The organism is Haloarcula marina, assembly GCF_024218775.1.
GTDB lineage: Archaea > Halobacteriota > Halobacteria > Halobacteriales > Haloarculaceae > Haloarcula > Haloarcula marina.
Genome location: NZ_CP100404.1, coordinates 937,898 through 953,702, shown reverse-complemented (window position 1 = coordinate 953,702; position 15,805 = coordinate 937,898). Strand labels below are relative to the sequence as shown.

Annotated in this window: 16 protein-coding genes; 6 read left to right on the top strand and 10 right to left on the bottom strand. The window is 66.0% G+C overall.

What is annotated here, in order from left to right; all coding sequences use genetic code 11:
- Positions 1–37: 37 nt before the first annotated feature.
- Together NJQ44_RS04930 and NJQ44_RS04925 are read right to left on the bottom strand one after the other, a co-directional pair.
- On the bottom strand, positions 38–1,345 hold the full coding sequence (locus tag NJQ44_RS04930; RefSeq protein ID WP_254273570.1) for a S8 family serine peptidase: 1,308 nt from the start codon (positions 1,343–1,345) through the stop codon (positions 38–40).
- Positions 1,338–2,105 (bottom strand): hypothetical protein, encoded by a 768-nt coding sequence (locus NJQ44_RS04925; RefSeq protein WP_254273569.1) that lies wholly within the window; start codon positions 2,103–2,105, stop codon positions 1,338–1,340. The genes NJQ44_RS04930 and NJQ44_RS04925 overlap by 8 nt, the downstream gene beginning before the upstream one ends.
- 109 nt (positions 2,106–2,214) lie before the next feature.
- Between NJQ44_RS04925 and NJQ44_RS04920 the strand changes: the two genes are divergently transcribed.
- Positions 2,215–3,192 (top strand): hypothetical protein, encoded by a 978-nt coding sequence (locus tag NJQ44_RS04920; protein ID WP_254273568.1) that lies wholly within the window; start codon positions 2,215–2,217, stop codon positions 3,190–3,192.
- Here NJQ44_RS04920 and NJQ44_RS04915 read toward each other — a convergent pair.
- From NJQ44_RS04915 to NJQ44_RS04900, 4 genes are all read right to left on the bottom strand, one after another.
- Positions 3,189–4,178: a M48 family metallopeptidase gene (locus NJQ44_RS04915; RefSeq protein WP_254273567.1), complete on the bottom strand. Its 990-nt coding sequence runs from the start codon at positions 4,176–4,178 to the stop codon at positions 3,189–3,191. The genes NJQ44_RS04920 and NJQ44_RS04915 overlap by 4 nt on opposite strands.
- A 57-nt stretch (positions 4,179–4,235) precedes the next feature.
- Positions 4,236–5,138 carry a diacylglycerol/lipid kinase family protein gene (locus NJQ44_RS04910; protein WP_254273566.1) on the bottom strand — a complete coding sequence of 301 codons (903 nt, stop codon included), beginning with the start codon at positions 5,136–5,138 and terminating at the stop codon, positions 4,236–4,238.
- Between the two features lie 64 nt (positions 5,139–5,202).
- Positions 5,203–5,655 carry a ribonuclease H family protein gene (locus tag NJQ44_RS04905; RefSeq protein WP_254273565.1) on the bottom strand — a complete coding sequence of 151 codons (453 nt, stop codon included), beginning with the start codon at positions 5,653–5,655 and terminating at the stop codon, positions 5,203–5,205.
- Positions 5,656–5,701: 46 nt separating this feature from the next.
- Positions 5,702–6,031, bottom strand: a complete 330-nt coding sequence (locus NJQ44_RS04900) for a hypothetical protein (protein ID WP_254273564.1) — start codon at positions 6,029–6,031, stop codon at positions 5,702–5,704.
- Positions 6,032–6,865: 834 nt separating this feature from the next.
- Between NJQ44_RS04900 and NJQ44_RS04895 the strand changes: the two genes are divergently transcribed.
- The 4 genes from NJQ44_RS04895 to NJQ44_RS04880 all read left to right on the top strand — a co-directional run bounded on the left by NJQ44_RS04895 (position 6,866) and on the right by NJQ44_RS04880 (position 11,065).
- Entirely contained in the window at positions 6,866–8,032 is a 1,167-nt protein-coding gene (locus tag NJQ44_RS04895) for a thiolase domain-containing protein (RefSeq protein WP_254273563.1), read from the top strand.
- Complete coding sequence (locus NJQ44_RS04890; RefSeq protein WP_254273562.1) at positions 8,029–8,418, top strand: Zn-ribbon domain-containing OB-fold protein; 390 nt, start codon at positions 8,029–8,031, stop codon at positions 8,416–8,418. Before NJQ44_RS04895 ends, NJQ44_RS04890 begins: the two co-directional genes overlap by 4 nt.
- A 79-nt stretch (positions 8,419–8,497) precedes the next feature.
- Positions 8,498–8,995 (top strand): gamma carbonic anhydrase family protein, encoded by a 498-nt coding sequence (locus NJQ44_RS04885; RefSeq protein ID WP_254273561.1) that lies wholly within the window; start codon positions 8,498–8,500, stop codon positions 8,993–8,995.
- Positions 8,996–9,067: 72 nt separating this feature from the next.
- On the top strand, positions 9,068–11,065 hold the full coding sequence (locus NJQ44_RS04880) for an AMP-binding protein (RefSeq protein ID WP_254273560.1): 1,998 nt from the start codon (positions 9,068–9,070) through the stop codon (positions 11,063–11,065).
- Between the two features lie 141 nt (positions 11,066–11,206).
- On the opposite strand, the gene NJQ44_RS04875 is transcribed toward NJQ44_RS04880, so the two are convergent.
- From NJQ44_RS04875 to NJQ44_RS04860, 4 genes are all read right to left on the bottom strand, one after another.
- Positions 11,207–11,632 carry a universal stress protein gene (locus NJQ44_RS04875; RefSeq protein WP_254273559.1) on the bottom strand — a complete coding sequence of 142 codons (426 nt, stop codon included), beginning with the start codon at positions 11,630–11,632 and terminating at the stop codon, positions 11,207–11,209.
- A 6-nt stretch (positions 11,633–11,638) separates the two neighbouring features.
- A complete protein-coding gene (locus NJQ44_RS04870; protein WP_254273558.1) occupies positions 11,639–12,064 on the bottom strand; it encodes a metal-sulfur cluster assembly factor in 426 nt (141 codons plus the stop codon).
- On the bottom strand, positions 12,061–13,170 hold the full coding sequence (locus tag NJQ44_RS04865; protein WP_254273557.1) for an amidohydrolase family protein: 1,110 nt from the start codon (positions 13,168–13,170) through the stop codon (positions 12,061–12,063). Before NJQ44_RS04865 ends, NJQ44_RS04870 begins: the two co-directional genes overlap by 4 nt.
- Before the next feature lie 179 nt (positions 13,171–13,349).
- Positions 13,350–14,807 (bottom strand): aldehyde dehydrogenase family protein, encoded by a 1,458-nt coding sequence (locus tag NJQ44_RS04860; protein ID WP_254273556.1) that lies wholly within the window; start codon positions 14,805–14,807, stop codon positions 13,350–13,352.
- Positions 14,808–15,033: 226 nt separating this feature from the next.
- Between NJQ44_RS04860 and NJQ44_RS04855 the strand changes: the two genes are divergently transcribed.
- Positions 15,034–15,789: an SDR family NAD(P)-dependent oxidoreductase gene (locus NJQ44_RS04855; RefSeq protein WP_254273555.1), complete on the top strand. Its 756-nt coding sequence runs from the start codon at positions 15,034–15,036 to the stop codon at positions 15,787–15,789.
- The last annotated feature ends 16 nt before the right edge of the window (positions 15,790–15,805 follow it).

Genomic DNA, 15,805 nt, shown 5'->3' with positions numbered 1-15,805 from the left:
CTATCGTTAAATCGATTCGGCTGGGTTAAAATCCGATTTAACCGGTCGCCGAGTCGTTGGCCGCGGCGACGGCGCTCGCTGGGTCGACGACGCCGTGCCCCGACGCGGTGTCGACGCCGACCGGCCCCACGTCCCGCGCGGACAGTTCGAGTAGGAGTTCGACGTGGGCGGGCGACAGCGACGGGTCGGCGTCGAGCACGAGCGCCGCCACCGCGCCGACGTACGGGGCGGCCGCCGAAGACCCGACGAACCCCGACTCGGTCAGCCCCGCGAACTGACTGTCGGGCGCGACCACGTCGACGCCCGTCCGCCCGTCTGCCGTCGGCCCGCGGGAACTGAACGGTTCGACGCGGTCGGTCCGCTCGTCGTACGCGCCGATGGTGAGCGCCCGGCGGGCCGTGCCCGGCGCGACGACGCTCCCGCGCGGACGCGCTCGCTGGAACTCGTGGGTCGGTGACACCAACCGGAGATGCGCGCCGGTGGGGTCGGCGGGGCCGCGGATAACGACGAAGTACCGGCCCGGCGACACGTCCGCGACGATGCGCTCGTTGGGCACGTCGTCGCCGGGATACGGCTGTGAGCGGGCGACGAGTCGGCTTGCCGTCCCGTTCGTCCAGTACAGTTCGGCGGTGTAGTCCTCGTCGGCGTGCGCGCGGTCCCACGAGAGCCACAGCGTCACGTCCGTCGGCCCCCGGATGGCAGTCCGTCTGTATCCCTCGGCGAACAACACGGTGCCGTCGTCCGTTCCCGCGGCGTCGTAGGTCCCGTGCCAGTGGGACGCCGCGAGATTCCCCGCCGGTGCGACGAAGACGGTCCCGGATTCGACCGTCCGGCGGGCGACATCGCCCACTGGTCCGCTCCCATCCCCGGGTTGCCCGTAGAAGGAGACGGGCGCGACGACGACGTCGACGCCCGACGCCCGGAGCCACGCGACCGCGCGACGATAGCTGTCCACGTCGTCGACGTGCGCGAGGTACAGCGAACTCTCGGGCGCCATCCGCGCGACCACCGTGGCCGCCGCCGTCCCGTGGTCGTTCGGTTCCGCGCCGACCGAACGCGACCCGAACGCCCGCGCCGCTCGGACGCGGTCGGCCAGCGCTGGCGCGTCCGTATCGAAGCCGGTCACGTCGACGACGCCGACGGAGACGTTCTCGCCGGTCACTCCCCGGTCGTGAAGCACCGCGAGCGGTTCGTCTCCGACGCCCGCCGACCGTGCGGCCGTCGCAGCATCCGCGTCGTCGGTCGGAAGCGGCGCGCTCGTCGTTGCCAGCGCGCCTACCGCCGTCGTCAGCGCCAGAATCGCCAGCGCCGCCGCCAGGAAGGTCCGCCGTGGCGTCTCAGCCATCTCGCACCTCCGGTGGCACGTCGCCGGTCCACTCGGGTCGCGGGACGGCAACCGACCCAGTCCGAACCACTCGGTAGGTGTACGACGCCGTCCAGGCCTGTCGCCCCCACTTGTTTCGCTCGACGGTGGAAAGCGTCGCCGTGAATCCGGTCACCCGTCCCGACTCGGTGACGACGGCCCGCGCGTCGTATCGGACGGTATCGGCCTCCAGCGGGTCGCCGTCGGGCGGCGTGTACGTCGTCGCCGAGAGGACGTATCGCGTCGGCTCTCCCGCCTCGACGGCGACCACACCGTACTCGCCCGTCGCCAGCCATCGTCTGAGGTCCGCCGTCTGATACCGGCGCGTGGGACCGACGGGGCCGTTGACGGTATCGGTCCGGCCGGTGTCGTCGAATCGCCGGACGCCGCGCTCGCCGTCGTGCCACAACACGGCCTGCTGCTCGCCGTCGATGGTTTCGACCGTCCGGCGTTGCCAGAGCGTCCCGTTGGCACTCGCGCGGGTTCGCGTCCGCGTACTCTGGTTGCCGACGCCGGAGACGGTACTCCGGCGCGCACGACTCGTCTCGACGACGACTCCGGTACCGGCGAACGAACGCTGGTGGGCGCGCACCAGCGTCGTCGCGTTCGCGATACCGCCGTCGATACCGGGCGGTGACGACGTGTCGTCCCGGACCGACGTACCGTCGGGCGATTCCCCGATCAACCCAACACACCCTGACGCGAGGACCACTACGGCGACGAGGACCAACCGCCACGACATTGTCGGGTGTATCCGGGGTAGCTACCTAATTCCCGTGGCTCGGTTAAATCCGAGTTGTAGCTACGACAGAGCAGAGGTATTTACCGCGCGACGACCGAATCGACAGGCGATGCCCTCCCCCTCCACTAGCCGCCGGGCGTTCCTCGGCGCGACGGCGACCGGTTTCGCCGCGCTCGCGGGGTGTGAGTCGTTACGACCCGATTCCGACCGCCGCGTCGAGTACACCCTCTACGTCGAGGAGCACGGCGATTCGCTGGCCGACGAGTTGCTGTGGAAACCGCCCGAACCCGACGACGACCGACCCGGCCAAACCGGACGCCGAGAGGCGTGGGAAGCCGCCACCACGGGCGAAGCGTACCGAACGTACGGCTATCCCGCGGTCCCCGACGGCGAATACACCGAACGCGAGGGGACCTACTACCAACTCCACGACGTTGTCAGCGGGAGCGAGCGAATCGACCGCTGGGTCCTCAGACTGTCGTGGGTCGGCCGCGCCGACGACGAGGAGACGTCCGAGGCGACACCCCGGGAAGCGTTGCCCGAACTCGACCAAGGCGCGGTCATGCCCGCCTACTTCGCCGCCCGGGCCGAGCGGTACGGCGGCGGCGCGCCGTGGAAGTACATCGAACAGGGCGGCTACGTCTACCGGAACGCCGACCCCGCCGAGAGCGAACTGATTCCCGACCCCGAACACGAGTACGTCAGCGTCCACGGCGCGGTCCTCCGCGTCGAAGTCTCCCGAGAGACGCTCGTCGAACCCGAACACACCGCCGTCGCGACGCAGGTCGCGACCGGCGACGCCGCCTTCGAACGAGTCGCCGACGCCGCCGGTGTCGAGGTGCGCCTCGAACCCGCCGACTTCGACGCCGAGGCCGCGGACCTATTCGAACGGGCGCAATTCGACGGGGGATACGTGGACACCATGCCGCTCGCGACGGGATTCGAGGACCTACTCCGAACCCTCGGACTCCACGACGCGCTCGGCTGTTCGGTCGAGAAATGCGAGTCGAAGATGGCCGAAACTGAGTATCTCGCCTTCGACGGCAGCTACTACGACGCCGCCGTCTACGTCAGGGTCGAGGACTAGCGCTCGTCGGCCCGTTCTTTCAGTCGCGCGAGACGCGCTTCGGTCGGCGGATGCGTGGCGAACAGTCGGCCGATCACGCGCCGAATCGGGGCCAAAATTCCGTCACCGTGGTCGGCCGACGGTTCGACGATTGCGAACGCAGAGACGGCCGTCGTCCGAAAGTCCCGACCCGGTCGGTTCGCGACGGCGCTGTCGATGCGTTCGAGCGCGCTCGCCAGCGCGGCCGGATTGCCGGTGATAGCCACCGCACCGGCGTCGGCCGTGAACTCTCTCGCGCGGGCGAGCGAGGCGACGAGCAACTGCGCGCCCACCCAGACCGGCAGGACGAACAGCAGCCCCGCAGTGAGAAGCGCGTCGGCGTAGCCAGCGCGACTCGGGTGGCCGTGTTCGACGCCCGCCGTGGGTCCGGCGAGGAGTTCGCGGACGCGTTCGGCCGCGCCGACTGGGAGCGCCACCGCCGTCAGCACCGCGGCGTCCCGGTTGGCGACGTGCGCGATTTCGTGGGCGACGACGGCCTCCAGTTCGTCTGTCGAGAGGGTCTCGAAGAGTCCGTCGCTGACGACGAGCGTGGCGTTTCGCGGCCGGAATCCGGTCGTCAGCGACAGCGGCGTGTCGGTGGGGGCGAGGGCCACCGTCGGAACCGGCACGTCGGCCTGCTGCGCGACGGCCCGCACGAGCGACAGCAGTTCGGGGTGGCTTTCCTCGTCGACCCGCGTCGCACCCGTCACCGCGACGGCGTGTTCTGGGGCAGTGCGCTCGCCCCAGACGACAGCGGCGAGGACCGCGACCGTCGCGACCCCGCCGAGGGCGACCACCGCCTCGACGGTGAGCAACTCCGGGTCGGGCGCGGCGACGGCGATAGCCATCCCGAGGAGGAGCGTGAGAATCGCGCCGGTCGCCGCAATCGCCGCGACGACGGTGACACACAAGAGGCAGAGCGCGAGCGCCATCCGCACTCGGAGCGCTCGGTCAGGGGACCAATCCATACCGGACGGTCGACCGAGCGGCAGTTAAAACGTCGGCCAGCGATCCTCGTCGCGGCGCTACGCCGGGTCCGGGTCGTAGGACGGGCCGACCCGCAGCGAGAGCGTTCGCGGTTCCACGTCGAAGTCGAGGCGCATGTGTTCGGCGAGTTCGCCGTCGCGGCTGAACGTCACGGGTTCGCCGTGGCCGTCGACGGAAATGTCGCGCGCGCGGACGTGCGTCACCCCATCGGTGTCCGTCGCCAGCAATCGGTGCGCCACCGCCTCGGCGACGAGATTTCCGGTCGGCATGCGCTCGACGATAGCCACGTCCAGCAGGCCGTCCTCCATGTTCGCTTGCCCGCCGCGCTCGACGAACTTCCGGGCGTTCCCGACCAGCAGACACGTCGCCTCGCCGGACCACGTCACCGGGCCGTCCTCGCCGACGGCGTCGACGGTGATGTCGAGGCCCTCGAACTCCACGGCCTCCTGGACCCCGGTGACGAGGAAGGCGAGCATCCCGAACCGGGCCTTGAGGTCGCCGGACGTGGCGACGCTCGCGTCCGCCGGGAGACCCGCGATACAGGAGACGAGGAACGGTTCGCCGTCGGCGAGTCCCACGTCGACGGCCCGCGTCTCACCGGTATCGGCCACTTCGACCCCCTGCTGGAAGTCGTCGATGCCGATAGTTCCGGCGAGGAGGTTCGCCGTCCCCTTCGGGACGACGCTCAGCGTTACCTCGCCGAGGTGGTCGGCGTCGTGTAGTCCGCGGAGTACCTCGTTGATGGTGCCGTCGCCGCCGCAGACGGCCACCTCCGAGACGCCGTCCTCGCCCGCCGCCCGACCGAGTTCGACGCCGTGGCCCGGCCCCTCGGTCCGTTCGACCGCGAATCCGCGCGCCCGCATCAGTCGCTCGACGTACTCGGCGTGGTCGCCCTCGCCGCTCACTGGGTTGACGATGCACCGCCGTGACCCGACCTGCATACCCGGACGGAGACGCCTCCGGCACTTAGGTGTCCGGTTGTCTCGCGTCGGAACCCGGAGACGGCTATCGACTGTGGCCCGCCCGCGCGAGGTCGTGTGCGCGTTCGTTCTCGTCGCGACCGACCGCGCGGTAGGTCACCAACGGGATGTCCGCGACGCACTCGCGGACGGCCGCGACCCGATGCCGCGCGAGGCGGTCGTCCGGCGTCGTCGGATGCTGTGGGTCGACCGCTCGGATGACCGCGTCGGCGTCGCCGTGGACGTGCAACGACGCCACCGTGGTCGGATACGCCTCGACTGCTCGCACCGCTTCGACGAGCGCGCGGTACTCCAACTGCGAACTGGAGACGAACGCGTCGACGCGAATCGATTCCTCGATGACCGTCTCGGACCCGTCCTCGACGAGAAACCCGACGGCCGCCGACGTGGGCGTCGCATTGTCCGGCCCGTAGCGGACGCTCGCGTCGAAGTACAACAGGAGCGAGGGGCGAGTCGGGCGCTCGTCCGAGGGCGGCATACCTACCCGTGGACGAGGGCGAAGAAAAATCCCGTCGATGACGGCCCTACCGTTCGAGTTCCGGACCGGGCTTCCACGTGTTGCCTTCGAGGACAACGAGGCCGTACCGCTCGAGGACCTGCATCGTCTCGACGACGGCTTCAGCGTCGAAGGCGACGGACATGTCCGCGGGCAGTTGCTCGGCGATGGCGCTGCGGGTTCCGCCGTTGATTCGCACGACGGTCTCCAGCAGGCGCTCCACGTCGGCGTTTAGCGGCCCGAGCGACGGTCCCGCCGACGCAGTGGTGTCCAGTTTCGACATCACTTCGTCGTAACTACCGGTTATCTCCATCGAGACGGCGACTCGTTCTTCGTCGGCATCGGTTTCGTCCGTCATTACTCGGGATATGACGCTACTGTCCCAAATACGTTGTCACTGGGGCCATATCAACGGCGAGTCGTTGGGGATATAGCCGTCGGTGCGGGACGCGACTACTCGGACAACGGTATGCCACCATCGTCGTCGATTCGGGGGAGCAACGTCGGTTTCGAGATGGGAATAACTATTCAGAGCCAATTATAGACCTATATCTGCGAGAGTGTAGCCAAAAATACACTAGGTACCATATTATTATCTACTCTCTCACCAAATCCCCCGCTATATTTCAAGTTTTGCTAATAATGCCTCTAAAATTGATTTATAGTACTCGGTTTGGATTTGATAAAAATATATCTCCACATACACAGCCATACACACCTATTTGGCCATACTCTCGATTTTGTTGGCGAAGAATGGAAATCTCAGTGCAGGAACTTATAAAATCCCCTTCTGAAGAATGTGTATCGCCGGACCCCAATAACACATATACTGTTGTTATATCAGGAGCATAGTCCCGCTAGCCGAAATCAGGGTCGGGAAGCTATCGTCCTAATCGACCCCAGCCAATCGACCCGAGGGTTCCCGATGCGGAAGGATATCTCGGTACGCGTGATTCGACGGTGATAGCGACGAGACCACGACGTGCCTACGGGAGCAGTACCTGTATAAGTACTATATAAAATTCACAATGGCGGGATGAGGCCCACAGCGACGGAGCGCCGAAACGCAAGACGAACAGGTCATCCGTATCTCGCCACTCTGGCGGACCCACCGTCGTCGACGCGCAGGGCGACGGAAAACGGCGATTCCCGTAGCAAGCTATATATGTCCGGTTGGTCAAATTTCTACCAGATGTCGAGTGTAAGAGTTGCTGGCGTAGGTCTGACTCCGTTTGGAGAACATCCAAATCGAACGACACGGGACTTGTTTGCCGAGGCGGGGGTGGCAGCAATGGCAGATGCGGGAGTCGACGCTGAAGTGATAGACGCCGTCTACTTCGGCAATTTCGTCGGCGAACTGGCCGACGCACAGGGCCATCAGGGACCGATAGCGGCCGAGTGTCTCGGTGTCGACGCTCCCGCGACCCGATTCGAGAGCGCGTGTGCGTCGAGCGGCGTCGCGGTCCGGCACGCCGTCCGCGCAATCGAGAGCGGCGACGCCGACGTAGTCGTCGTCGGCGGTGCCGAGCGGATGACCCACGCCGGAACCGACGCGGCGACGGGAATGCTGGCGACGGCCGCCGACGCGCTGTACGAAGTCAGCGCCGGGATGACGTTCCCCGGCGCGTACGCGCTGATGACGGACGCCTACTTCGACGCGTACGGGGGGTCTCGACGGGACCTCGCACACGTCGCCGTGAAGAATCACGAACACGCCCTCGAGAACGAACACGCGCAGTTCCAGTTCTCGGTGAGCGTCGACGACGTGCTCGACGCGCCGACGGTGGCGTCGCCGCTCGGACTGTTAGACGCGTGTCCCGTCACCGACGGGGCCAGTGCACTCGTCCTGGTCAGCGAGACGGTCGCGCGCGAAGCGGACGTTACCGCGCCGGTCGAGGTGACGGGGTCGGGGCAGGGGACCGACAAGATAGCCCTGCAAGACCGCGAATCGCTTTCCCGGACCCCGGCGACAGAGACGGCGGCCACCGAGGCGTACGAAGCGGCCGGTATCACGCCTGCCGATGTCGACGTGGTCGAGGTCCACGACTGTTTCACCAGCGCCGAAGTGTTCGCGCTGGAGGCACTGGGCCTGTTCGAAGCGGGCGAGGCGATAACCGCCGCCCGCGACGGAACCACGCGACGGGACGGTGACCTCCCCGTCAATCTCTCCGGCGGCCTCAAAGCGAAGGGGCACCCCGTCGGCGCGACCGGGGCGAGTCAACTCGTGGAGATGACGCGCCTCCTCCGCGGCGACCACCCGAACAGCGAGTACGTTGCCGACGCGACGACCGGCATCACGCACAGTGCTGGCGGCACGGTCGCCAGCACGACAGTCCACGTCTTGGAGGAATGCACATGAGTCCTGACCAGGACCAGCGACGAGGGCACGACGCGTTCCTCGATGCCGTGGACGCGGACGACGCGTTCTACGTCGAGTGCTCGAACGGACACGGGTCGCTTCCGCCGCGTCGTGCGTGTCCGCATTGCGGTGACCAGCAACTCGCGGAGCGGTCCTTGCCCGGGACGGGACGCGTGCAGGCCCACACGGTCGTCCACGTGCCGACAGAGGAGTTCGCCGGGCGAGCGCCGTACGTGACCGCGATAGCGGACTTCGGTCCCGTCACGCTGACCGGTCTCGTCGTCGATTCGCGCGCCGAGGATGTCGAGAACGGGATGACGGTCGCCGTCGATACCGACGAGACGCCGGAGGGTGACACGCCAGCGCTCGTGTTCGTTCCGAGATAAACCGACGACGCGGCTACCGTGACGACGGGCCACAGAATCACAAACATCTTCTTGTACCGCGCCGCTGTTTCTCTCGGACATGGAACGCGCAGTACTGGGAGCGAGTCCCGAGATTGCAGATACCGCCTTCGTCTCGGAGATGGCGTACGCCGTCGGTGACGTGCGAGTGGGCGAGCGAGCGAGTCTCTGGCCGTTCGTCTGTCTCCGTGGCGACCGAGAACCCGTCACCGTCGGTGACGAGTCGAACGTCCAGGAGTTCTCGATGCTCCATGGTGCGACCATCGGCGACGGCGTCACGGTGGGCCACAACGTGGTCATCGACTACGCCACCGTGGAGGATTCCGCGCTCGTGGGGATGTCGAGTACCGTCCAGCAGGACGCCGTGGTGCGCTCTGACAGCATCGTCGCCCCGGGCTGTGTGGTTACCGAGGGCCAGACCGTCCCCGAAGGACACGTCGCCTACGGCGTCCCGGCGAGGACGCAACCGCTCGACGCCGACAAACGCGAGGAGATAGCCCGCGTCCACGAACTCTACGTCGACCACGCGGCGACCTACAAAGACGCCGGACTCGAATGACCGACCGTCAGAACCCCGTCTGAGGGAGAAGAATTATCTTCCTCTCGGTGGAGTGTACGAACGTGCTCGCCCATGAGTAACGAGTCACTCGCGGAGACAGAGCGGATAGTCCACGAACCGTCCCGAGAGTACGTCGAGTCGACGAACGTCTGGCAGTTCATGCAGGCGTACGACATCGACGACTACGACGAACTTATCGAGCGAACGACGACCGATGTCGATGGCGTCGACGCGTCCGGAATCGAGTGGTTCTGGGACGAACTGGTCGACTACCTCGGCATCGAGTTTTACGAGGACTACGACGCCGTTCGAGACGATACGGACGGGCCGCAGTTCACCGACTGGTACCCCGGTGGGAGCCTCAACCTCGCACACAACGTCCTCGACCGGCACGCGGCCGAAGACAACGAACGCCGGAACAAGGTCGCGTGCATCTGGGAGGGCGAGGACGGAGAGACGCGGGACATCACGTTCCACGAACTCCACCGACAGTCCAATCAGGTGGCGAACGCGCTCGACGCTCGCGGCGTCGGTCGAGGCGATACCGTCGGTCTCTACATGCCGATGGTCCCGGAGGTCATCTCCATCCTCTACGGCTGTTTCAAAGTGGGTGCAATCGCCGTCCCGATTTTCTCCGGGTTCGGTGTCGACGCGACGGCGACACGGCTCGAAGATTCAGACACCGCGGTCGTCTTCAGCGCCGACGGGTTCTACCGCCGCGGGAGCGAAATCGCGCTGAAGGGCACGCTCGACGAGGCGATAGCGCAGGCGGACACCGAGGTCAGTTCGGTCGTCGTCTACGAACGGACCGGGGCGACGACGCCCTGGACGGACGGCCGCGACGAGCGCTGGGCCGACGCCGTCGAAACGCAGTCAGACGGCTACGAGAGCGCGAAACTGGACGCGAGCGACCCGGCGATGTTGCTGTACTCCTCGGGGACGACCGGAAAGCCGAAAGGAATCGTCCACACCCACGCTGGCGTCCAGATGCAGTGTGCGAAGGAACTCCACTTCGGCTTCGACGTGAAACCCAGCGACCGGTTCTTCTGGGTCTCGGACATCGGGTGGATGATGGGGCCGTGGACGCTCATCGGGAACCACACCTTCGGCGGAACGGTGTTCATGTACGAGGGCGCGCCCGACTACCCCGAACCGGACCGTTTCTGGGAGATGATCGACCGCCACTCGCTCACGCAGTTCGGCATCTCGCCGACCGCGATTCGGGCGTTGCGGAAGAAGGGCGACGACTGGGTGGAGGGCCACGACCTCTCCTCGCTCCGCGTCCTCGGGTCGACCGGCGAACCGTGGGACCCCGAGAGTTGGCAGTGGTTCTACGAGAACGTCGGCCGGAGCGAGATACCCATCGTCAACATCTCCGGCGGAACGGAGATATGCGGCTGCTTCCTGATGCCGATGCCGACCCAGCCACTCAAGCCGTGTTCGCTCGGCGGGCCGGGCCTCGGGATGGACATCGACATCGTCGACAGCGACGGGGAGTCCATCGCCGACACCCACGAGCGAGGGTACCTCGTCGCGCGCGACTCCTGTCCCTCGATGACGCGGTCGCTCTGGAGCGGCGACGAGCGGTATCTGGAGGAGTACTGGTCGACGTGGGACGACCTCTGGGACCACGGCGACTGGGCGCAGAAGGACGAAGACGGGTTCTGGTTCCTCCACGGCCGCGCCGACGACGCGCTGAACATCGCCGGGAGAAAGGTCGGTCCCGCCGAGGTCGAGGGCGCGGCGATGGACCACGACGGCGTCAATCAGGCCGCCGCGGTCGGCGTCCCGGACGACACCACCGGAACCGCAGTCGCGCTGTACCTCGTCGCCGAAGACGGCGTCGCGGAGTCAGACGACCTCCGAAGCGAGGTGCGGGCGCTGGTGGGCGAGGAACTGGGGAAACCGTTCCGGCCCCGAGAGGTGCGCTTCGTCGACGAGTTCCCCGTCACGCAGTCCGGGAAAATCGTTCGCCGAGCTATCCAGGCGCGCCACACCGGCGAGGACATCGGCGACCTCTCGAGCGTCGAGAACCCCGGTGCGTTGGACGCAATCGACGACGCTCGATAACCGCCCCGGCCACCCGCTCGCGTCGCTTCTGACCGAGGCAGTTCGAGTTCGATATCGTCTGCAAAAGAACGGACGCCCGAGATGCGTGCAGTCGACGCATATCCGGGCGGGTATGAGCTGGGGTCGAGTGAAGGGGGCCCCTCAGTGCACGATAGTGACCGGGACCCGCGAGCGGCGCGCGACCGACTCGGAGACGCTCCCGATGAGGATGCGGGTCGCCCCGGTGCGCCCGTGGCTTCCGATGACGACCTGGTCGACGTCGTGATCGCTGAGGTAGTCGATTATCTCGCCCTCCGGCGAGCCGTCGGCGATTGCGGTGGTGACCTCGCCGTCGTGGTCCATCGCTTCGGTGAGCCTGTCGAAGAGGTCCTCGGCCTCCGCACGGGCTTTCGCGTACCAGCCCTCGGCCTGTTTCCGACCGCCGCGCTCGGGGTCGGTGATGGACTCGCTGTACTCGATGACGTGCAGCAAGACGAGGTCGTCGCCCGCGTGAACGTCGCTCGCGTGGCGGACGGCCTCCATCGCCTGCGGCGAACTGTCGACCGGTATCAGTATCCGTCGTGTCATCGTCGCTTACTCCGAGCGTTCGGCGTACGGTGTGATACCCGCTTCCTCGATGCGGCGTTCGAACCGCTCGCGCCGGGCGCGGCGCTCGTCTTCGGCCATCCGGTCGGCCGTCCATATCTCCCCGCTGGTCACTTGGTGGACCTCGACCTCGGAGACGTCGGCTAGCTCGCCGACGCGCGCACAGATTTCGTCGTCGATGTCGAGGAAGTACGTACACCGCTGCGAGGTCAACAGGAGGTGGACCGTGACCGTCCCGGTCGACTCGTCCCACTCTATCTCGTCGACGAGACCGAGGTCGACGATGCTGACCGGGTGGTCGCTCATGCAACTGCACGGGTCGAGCACCTCCTCCAGCGTGGCCTTCACGTCGGCTTTGAGCTCGCTCTGGAACTCGGTCGTCGGGAGGACGTGGTCGGCTGTCTCGGCGCTCATACGTACCTCACTCGTTCCTTCGAGGGCTCTTCGCTCGGGTCCTCGTAGGTCGACCACGGCGGGGCCGGGTACTCGCCGCGTTCTTTCAGTTCCTGAATCTTCTGGTCCCACTTGTCGCCCTCGATGTCTTTCTTCACCTGTTCGGGGTCTTTGCCCATCAGGCGGAGCTTGTTCTTCCCGAGAATCTTCTCCTTGTCTTCCTGGGTGACCTCGGGGTAGTCCTCGCCGGACCGGAGGTCCTCGGGCATCTCGAAGTCCCAGATGGCGTCGATGGGTGGCTGTGGGTGCAGCGCGGTCGCGCCACTGGAGAAGACGATGCGGTCGGGACCGGCCCAGTACAGCATCTCGCCGAGGCTGCGGGCGAACTTCTCGGGGCGACTGCAGGCCATGTGGGCCGTGTTCTCGATGTTGGCGTAGACGTTGTCGTGACTCGCCATCGCGAACACCGTCTCCTCCAGGAACGAGAATCCGGCGTGGATGACCTCGAAGTTGAGTTCGGGGAACGCCAGTGCGGCCTCCTCGACGTCGTCGATGCGGAAGTACTTCACCGGTGCCGTCGCGAACGGGATGAACTTGTGGATGCCGACGGTCCCGACGTCGAGGTCGGCGGCCTTCTCTAAGACCGGGCGGACCGTGTCCTCGTTCAATCGGAGCGAGAGGTCCCGGCCGTTCTGGTAGCGTGCCGGATACAACTTGATGCCGTCGACGTCCTTCTTCTTCGCGTAGTACTCGACCTGTTCGACGGCGTCGTCTTCGAGCGGGTTGATGTCGACTATCATCCCGACCCGGTTGGGGTTGCGCTCGCGCAGTTCGAATCCCTTCTCGCGGGAGACGTAGCCGTCTTTGAAGTAGTCGTCCAGCGGGAGCGAGTGGTACACCGAGTAGTCGATTTGGCTCTCTAAGAAGAGCAGGCGTTCGAGTTCCTCGGGTTGGTGGTTCCGATAGAATATCTCCTCCGGAAACACGTACTCCTCGGGCATGAGTTGTTCGCCGAGTTCGTACGTCTCGTCGTCCCACCGCTGTGAGTGCGGGTGCAGGTGGTTGTCTTCGGCGTGGTTGAAACAGTGTGACACTGCATCTACAACCAGTTCGCCATTCTCTAACATACGCGTAATTGTTCAAATCTATTGCTATTAAACGTTCGGAATGCGTCAGGGATATGTCGCCGAAAGATAACTGCGAGTGAGTCGGAGCGGACAGACCTCCGCCGCGTCGACACCGCGAGTGTCCCCAGTATCTGCGGCGAGACGCCATCCCCAGTCGAGCGTCGCCGCGCCGGACAGCCTCACTCCGAGATGTCGAGACAGACGTTCTTTATCTGGGTGTAGTTGTGGATGGCCTGCGTACCGTTCTCCCGACCGATACCGCTGTCCTTGAAGCCGCCGAAGGGCGTCTCGTTGCCGCCAGCGAACCACTCGTTGACGTATATCTGTCCGGCGTCGACCTCCCGGGCGAACCGGTGGGCCCTGCCCATGTCGGTGGTGACGACGCCCGCGACGAGGCCGTAGTCCACGTCGTTCGACCGCTGGATGGCCTCTGCCTCGTCGGCGAACGTGCTCACGGTCAGCACCGGTCCGAAGACCTCCTCTTGGAGGATGCGCGCGTCCTGCGGAACGTCCGCGAACACCGTCGGTTCGACGTAGTACCCGTCACGGTCCAGCACGTTTCCGCCGACGACCGGGTCCCCGACCTCCGACCGGCCGACGTCGAAGTACTCCGCGACCCGGTCTAAGTGGGCTGCCGAGGCCAGCGGTCCCACGTCGTGGTCGTCGATACCCGGGCCGATGGAGAGGTCCTCGACGGCCGCGACGAGTTTCTCGACGTAGGCCTCGCTGACCGCTTCGTGGACGATGACCCGTGAGGAGGCCGAACAGACCTGCCCGGTGTTCGTGGCGAAGATACCCTTGACCGTCTCTGCGACCGCAACGTCGAGGTCCGCGTCGTCGTAGACCACCAACGGACTCTTGCCGCCGAGTTCGAGGTGGGGTTCGGTGAGGTTCGCTATCGCGGCCTTCCCGACCTCTCGACCCGTCGCGCTCGACCCCGTGAACGTAATCGTCCCGAGGTCGGGATGCCCCGAGAGCGCCGCCCCGGCGGCGACGCCCTCGCCCGGGACGACGTTGACGGCGGCCGTCGGCACGCCGTTCTCGTGGAGGAGTCGGGTGAGTTCGAGCGCGCCTATCGGCGTCTCCTCGGCCGGTTTCACGACGGCGGCGTTCCCGGCCGCGAGCGCGGGTGCGACGCTCCGGGCGAACAGGTAGATGGGGACGTTCCACGGGACGATGTGGCCGGTGACGCCGACTGGCTCTCGAATCGTGTAGTCCACGTGCCCGTCGTCCAGCGGGATGCTCTCGCCCTCGACTTTGTCCGCGAGGCCGCCGTAGTACTCGAAGTGCCGGGCGCACCGCTCTACCTGCCCGATAGCTTCCGAGAGGGGCTTCCCGTTCTCCAGCGTCTCGATGCGGGCGAAGCGCTCTTTCTCCTCGCGGATGGCCCGTGCCACGTCGTTGAGAATGCGACATCGCTTGGCCGGTGTGTAGCCACGCCACGTCTCGAAGCCCTCGTGGGCCACCGAGACGGCCTCGTCCACGTCGCCCGCCGTCCCGGCCGCGACGTCGGTGAGTCGGTCGCCCGTCGCCGGGTCGTAGACAGCGATGGTTTCGCCCGACGATGCGTCCCGTTCGGTCCCGTCGATTAACACGCCGTACTGGTCGGCGACCGCTGATTGGTCGTCTGTCGACATCCTGTGTAGACCATCACTGCGTATCCCGATAAGCGTTTTTGACAGGCGTCGGACATCACGACGGTGACGGTCCGTTCGTCGCTCGGTGTGCCACCGAGAGGAAAACATCTGCCAGTGGCGCCCCGTCGGCGACCAGATGCTGAGAGCCGACGCCGCGACGGCGCGCGCAAATGTCAGGATTAATCATAAATACTTATCGTGAACGAACCGAAATCAGCAGACGATTATGTCAGATCGGTTCGAAGGACGGTCAGTCCTCGTCACGGGTGCCGCCTCGGGGAACGGGCGCGCAATCGCGCGGAAATTCGCCGAAGAAGGCGCCGCCGTCACGGTCAGCGACATTCGAGAGGAACCGCGGATGGGCGGCGACCCGACGCACGTCGTCATCGAGGAGATGGGTGGCGACGTCCAGTTCGTCAAGTGCGACGTCAGCAAGCCAGACGACCTCCACGCCGCCGTCGATGCCCACGTCGCGGAGTTCGGCGCACTCGACGTGATGGTGAACAACGCCGGAATCGACCGACAGATGCCGATTCTGGAGGCCGGGCCCGACGACTACGAGCTGCTCATGGACATCAACCTTCGCGGCGTCTACTTCGGCTGTCAGGCGGCAATCGACGCGATGGTCGAACAGGAACACGGCGGTGCAATCGTCAACATGTCGTCTATCGCTGGCATCGGTGCGGTCGATAACTCTTCGCTCTACTGCACCTCGAAAGGGGGCGTCACGAATCTCACCAGACAACTCGCACTGGAACACGGCGAGAACAACATCCGTGTCAACGCCATCAATCCGGGCGTCATCGAGACGGCGATGACGCTCGAAGACGGCGACACAATCGATGGACTGCTCGAAGAGACGCCGCTCGGTCGGGCCGGACAACCGGAGGAAGTCGCCGACGGCGTCCTGTTCCTCGCCAGCGACGACGCGTCGTTCATCACGGGTCACAACCTCGTGATGGACGGTGGCTTCACGGTTTGAATAGCGCCGTCGTCAC

Bases quoted from the DNA above. Each gene is read 5' to 3' on its own strand.
- NJQ44_RS04930 (WP_254273570.1), bottom strand. From the start codon at position 1,345: ATGGCTGAGACGCCACGGCGGACCTTCCTGGCGGCGGCGCTGGCGATT.
- NJQ44_RS04905 (WP_254273565.1), bottom strand. From the start codon at position 5,655: ATGCCGCCCTCGGACGAGCGCCCGACTCGCCCCTCGCTCCTGTTGTAC.
- NJQ44_RS04855 (WP_254273555.1), top strand. From the start codon at position 15,034: ATGTCAGATCGGTTCGAAGGACGGTCAGTCCTCGTCACGGGTGCCGCC.
- NJQ44_RS04860 (WP_254273556.1), bottom strand. From the start codon at position 14,807: ATGTCGACAGACGACCAATCAGCGGTCGCCGACCAGTACGGCGTGTTA.
- NJQ44_RS04880 (WP_254273560.1), top strand. From the start codon at position 9,068: ATGAGTAACGAGTCACTCGCGGAGACAGAGCGGATAGTCCACGAACCG.
- NJQ44_RS04920 (WP_254273568.1), top strand. From the start codon at position 2,215: ATGCCCTCCCCCTCCACTAGCCGCCGGGCGTTCCTCGGCGCGACGGCG.
- NJQ44_RS04875 (WP_254273559.1), bottom strand. From the start codon at position 11,632: ATGACACGACGGATACTGATACCGGTCGACAGTTCGCCGCAGGCGATG.
- NJQ44_RS04915 (WP_254273567.1), bottom strand. From the start codon at position 4,178: ATGGATTGGTCCCCTGACCGAGCGCTCCGAGTGCGGATGGCGCTCGCG.
- NJQ44_RS04885 (WP_254273561.1), top strand. From the start codon at position 8,498: ATGGAACGCGCAGTACTGGGAGCGAGTCCCGAGATTGCAGATACCGCC.
- NJQ44_RS04900 (WP_254273564.1), bottom strand. From the start codon at position 6,031: ATGACGGACGAAACCGATGCCGACGAAGAACGAGTCGCCGTCTCGATG.
- NJQ44_RS04870 (WP_254273558.1), bottom strand. From the start codon at position 12,064: ATGAGCGCCGAGACAGCCGACCACGTCCTCCCGACGACCGAGTTCCAG.
- NJQ44_RS04895 (WP_254273563.1), top strand. From the start codon at position 6,866: ATGTCGAGTGTAAGAGTTGCTGGCGTAGGTCTGACTCCGTTTGGAGAA.
- NJQ44_RS04890 (WP_254273562.1), top strand. From the start codon at position 8,029: ATGAGTCCTGACCAGGACCAGCGACGAGGGCACGACGCGTTCCTCGAT.
- NJQ44_RS04865 (WP_254273557.1), bottom strand. From the start codon at position 13,170: ATGTTAGAGAATGGCGAACTGGTTGTAGATGCAGTGTCACACTGTTTC.
- NJQ44_RS04910 (WP_254273566.1), bottom strand. From the start codon at position 5,138: ATGCAGGTCGGGTCACGGCGGTGCATCGTCAACCCAGTGAGCGGCGAG.
- NJQ44_RS04925 (WP_254273569.1), bottom strand. From the start codon at position 2,105: ATGTCGTGGCGGTTGGTCCTCGTCGCCGTAGTGGTCCTCGCGTCAGGG.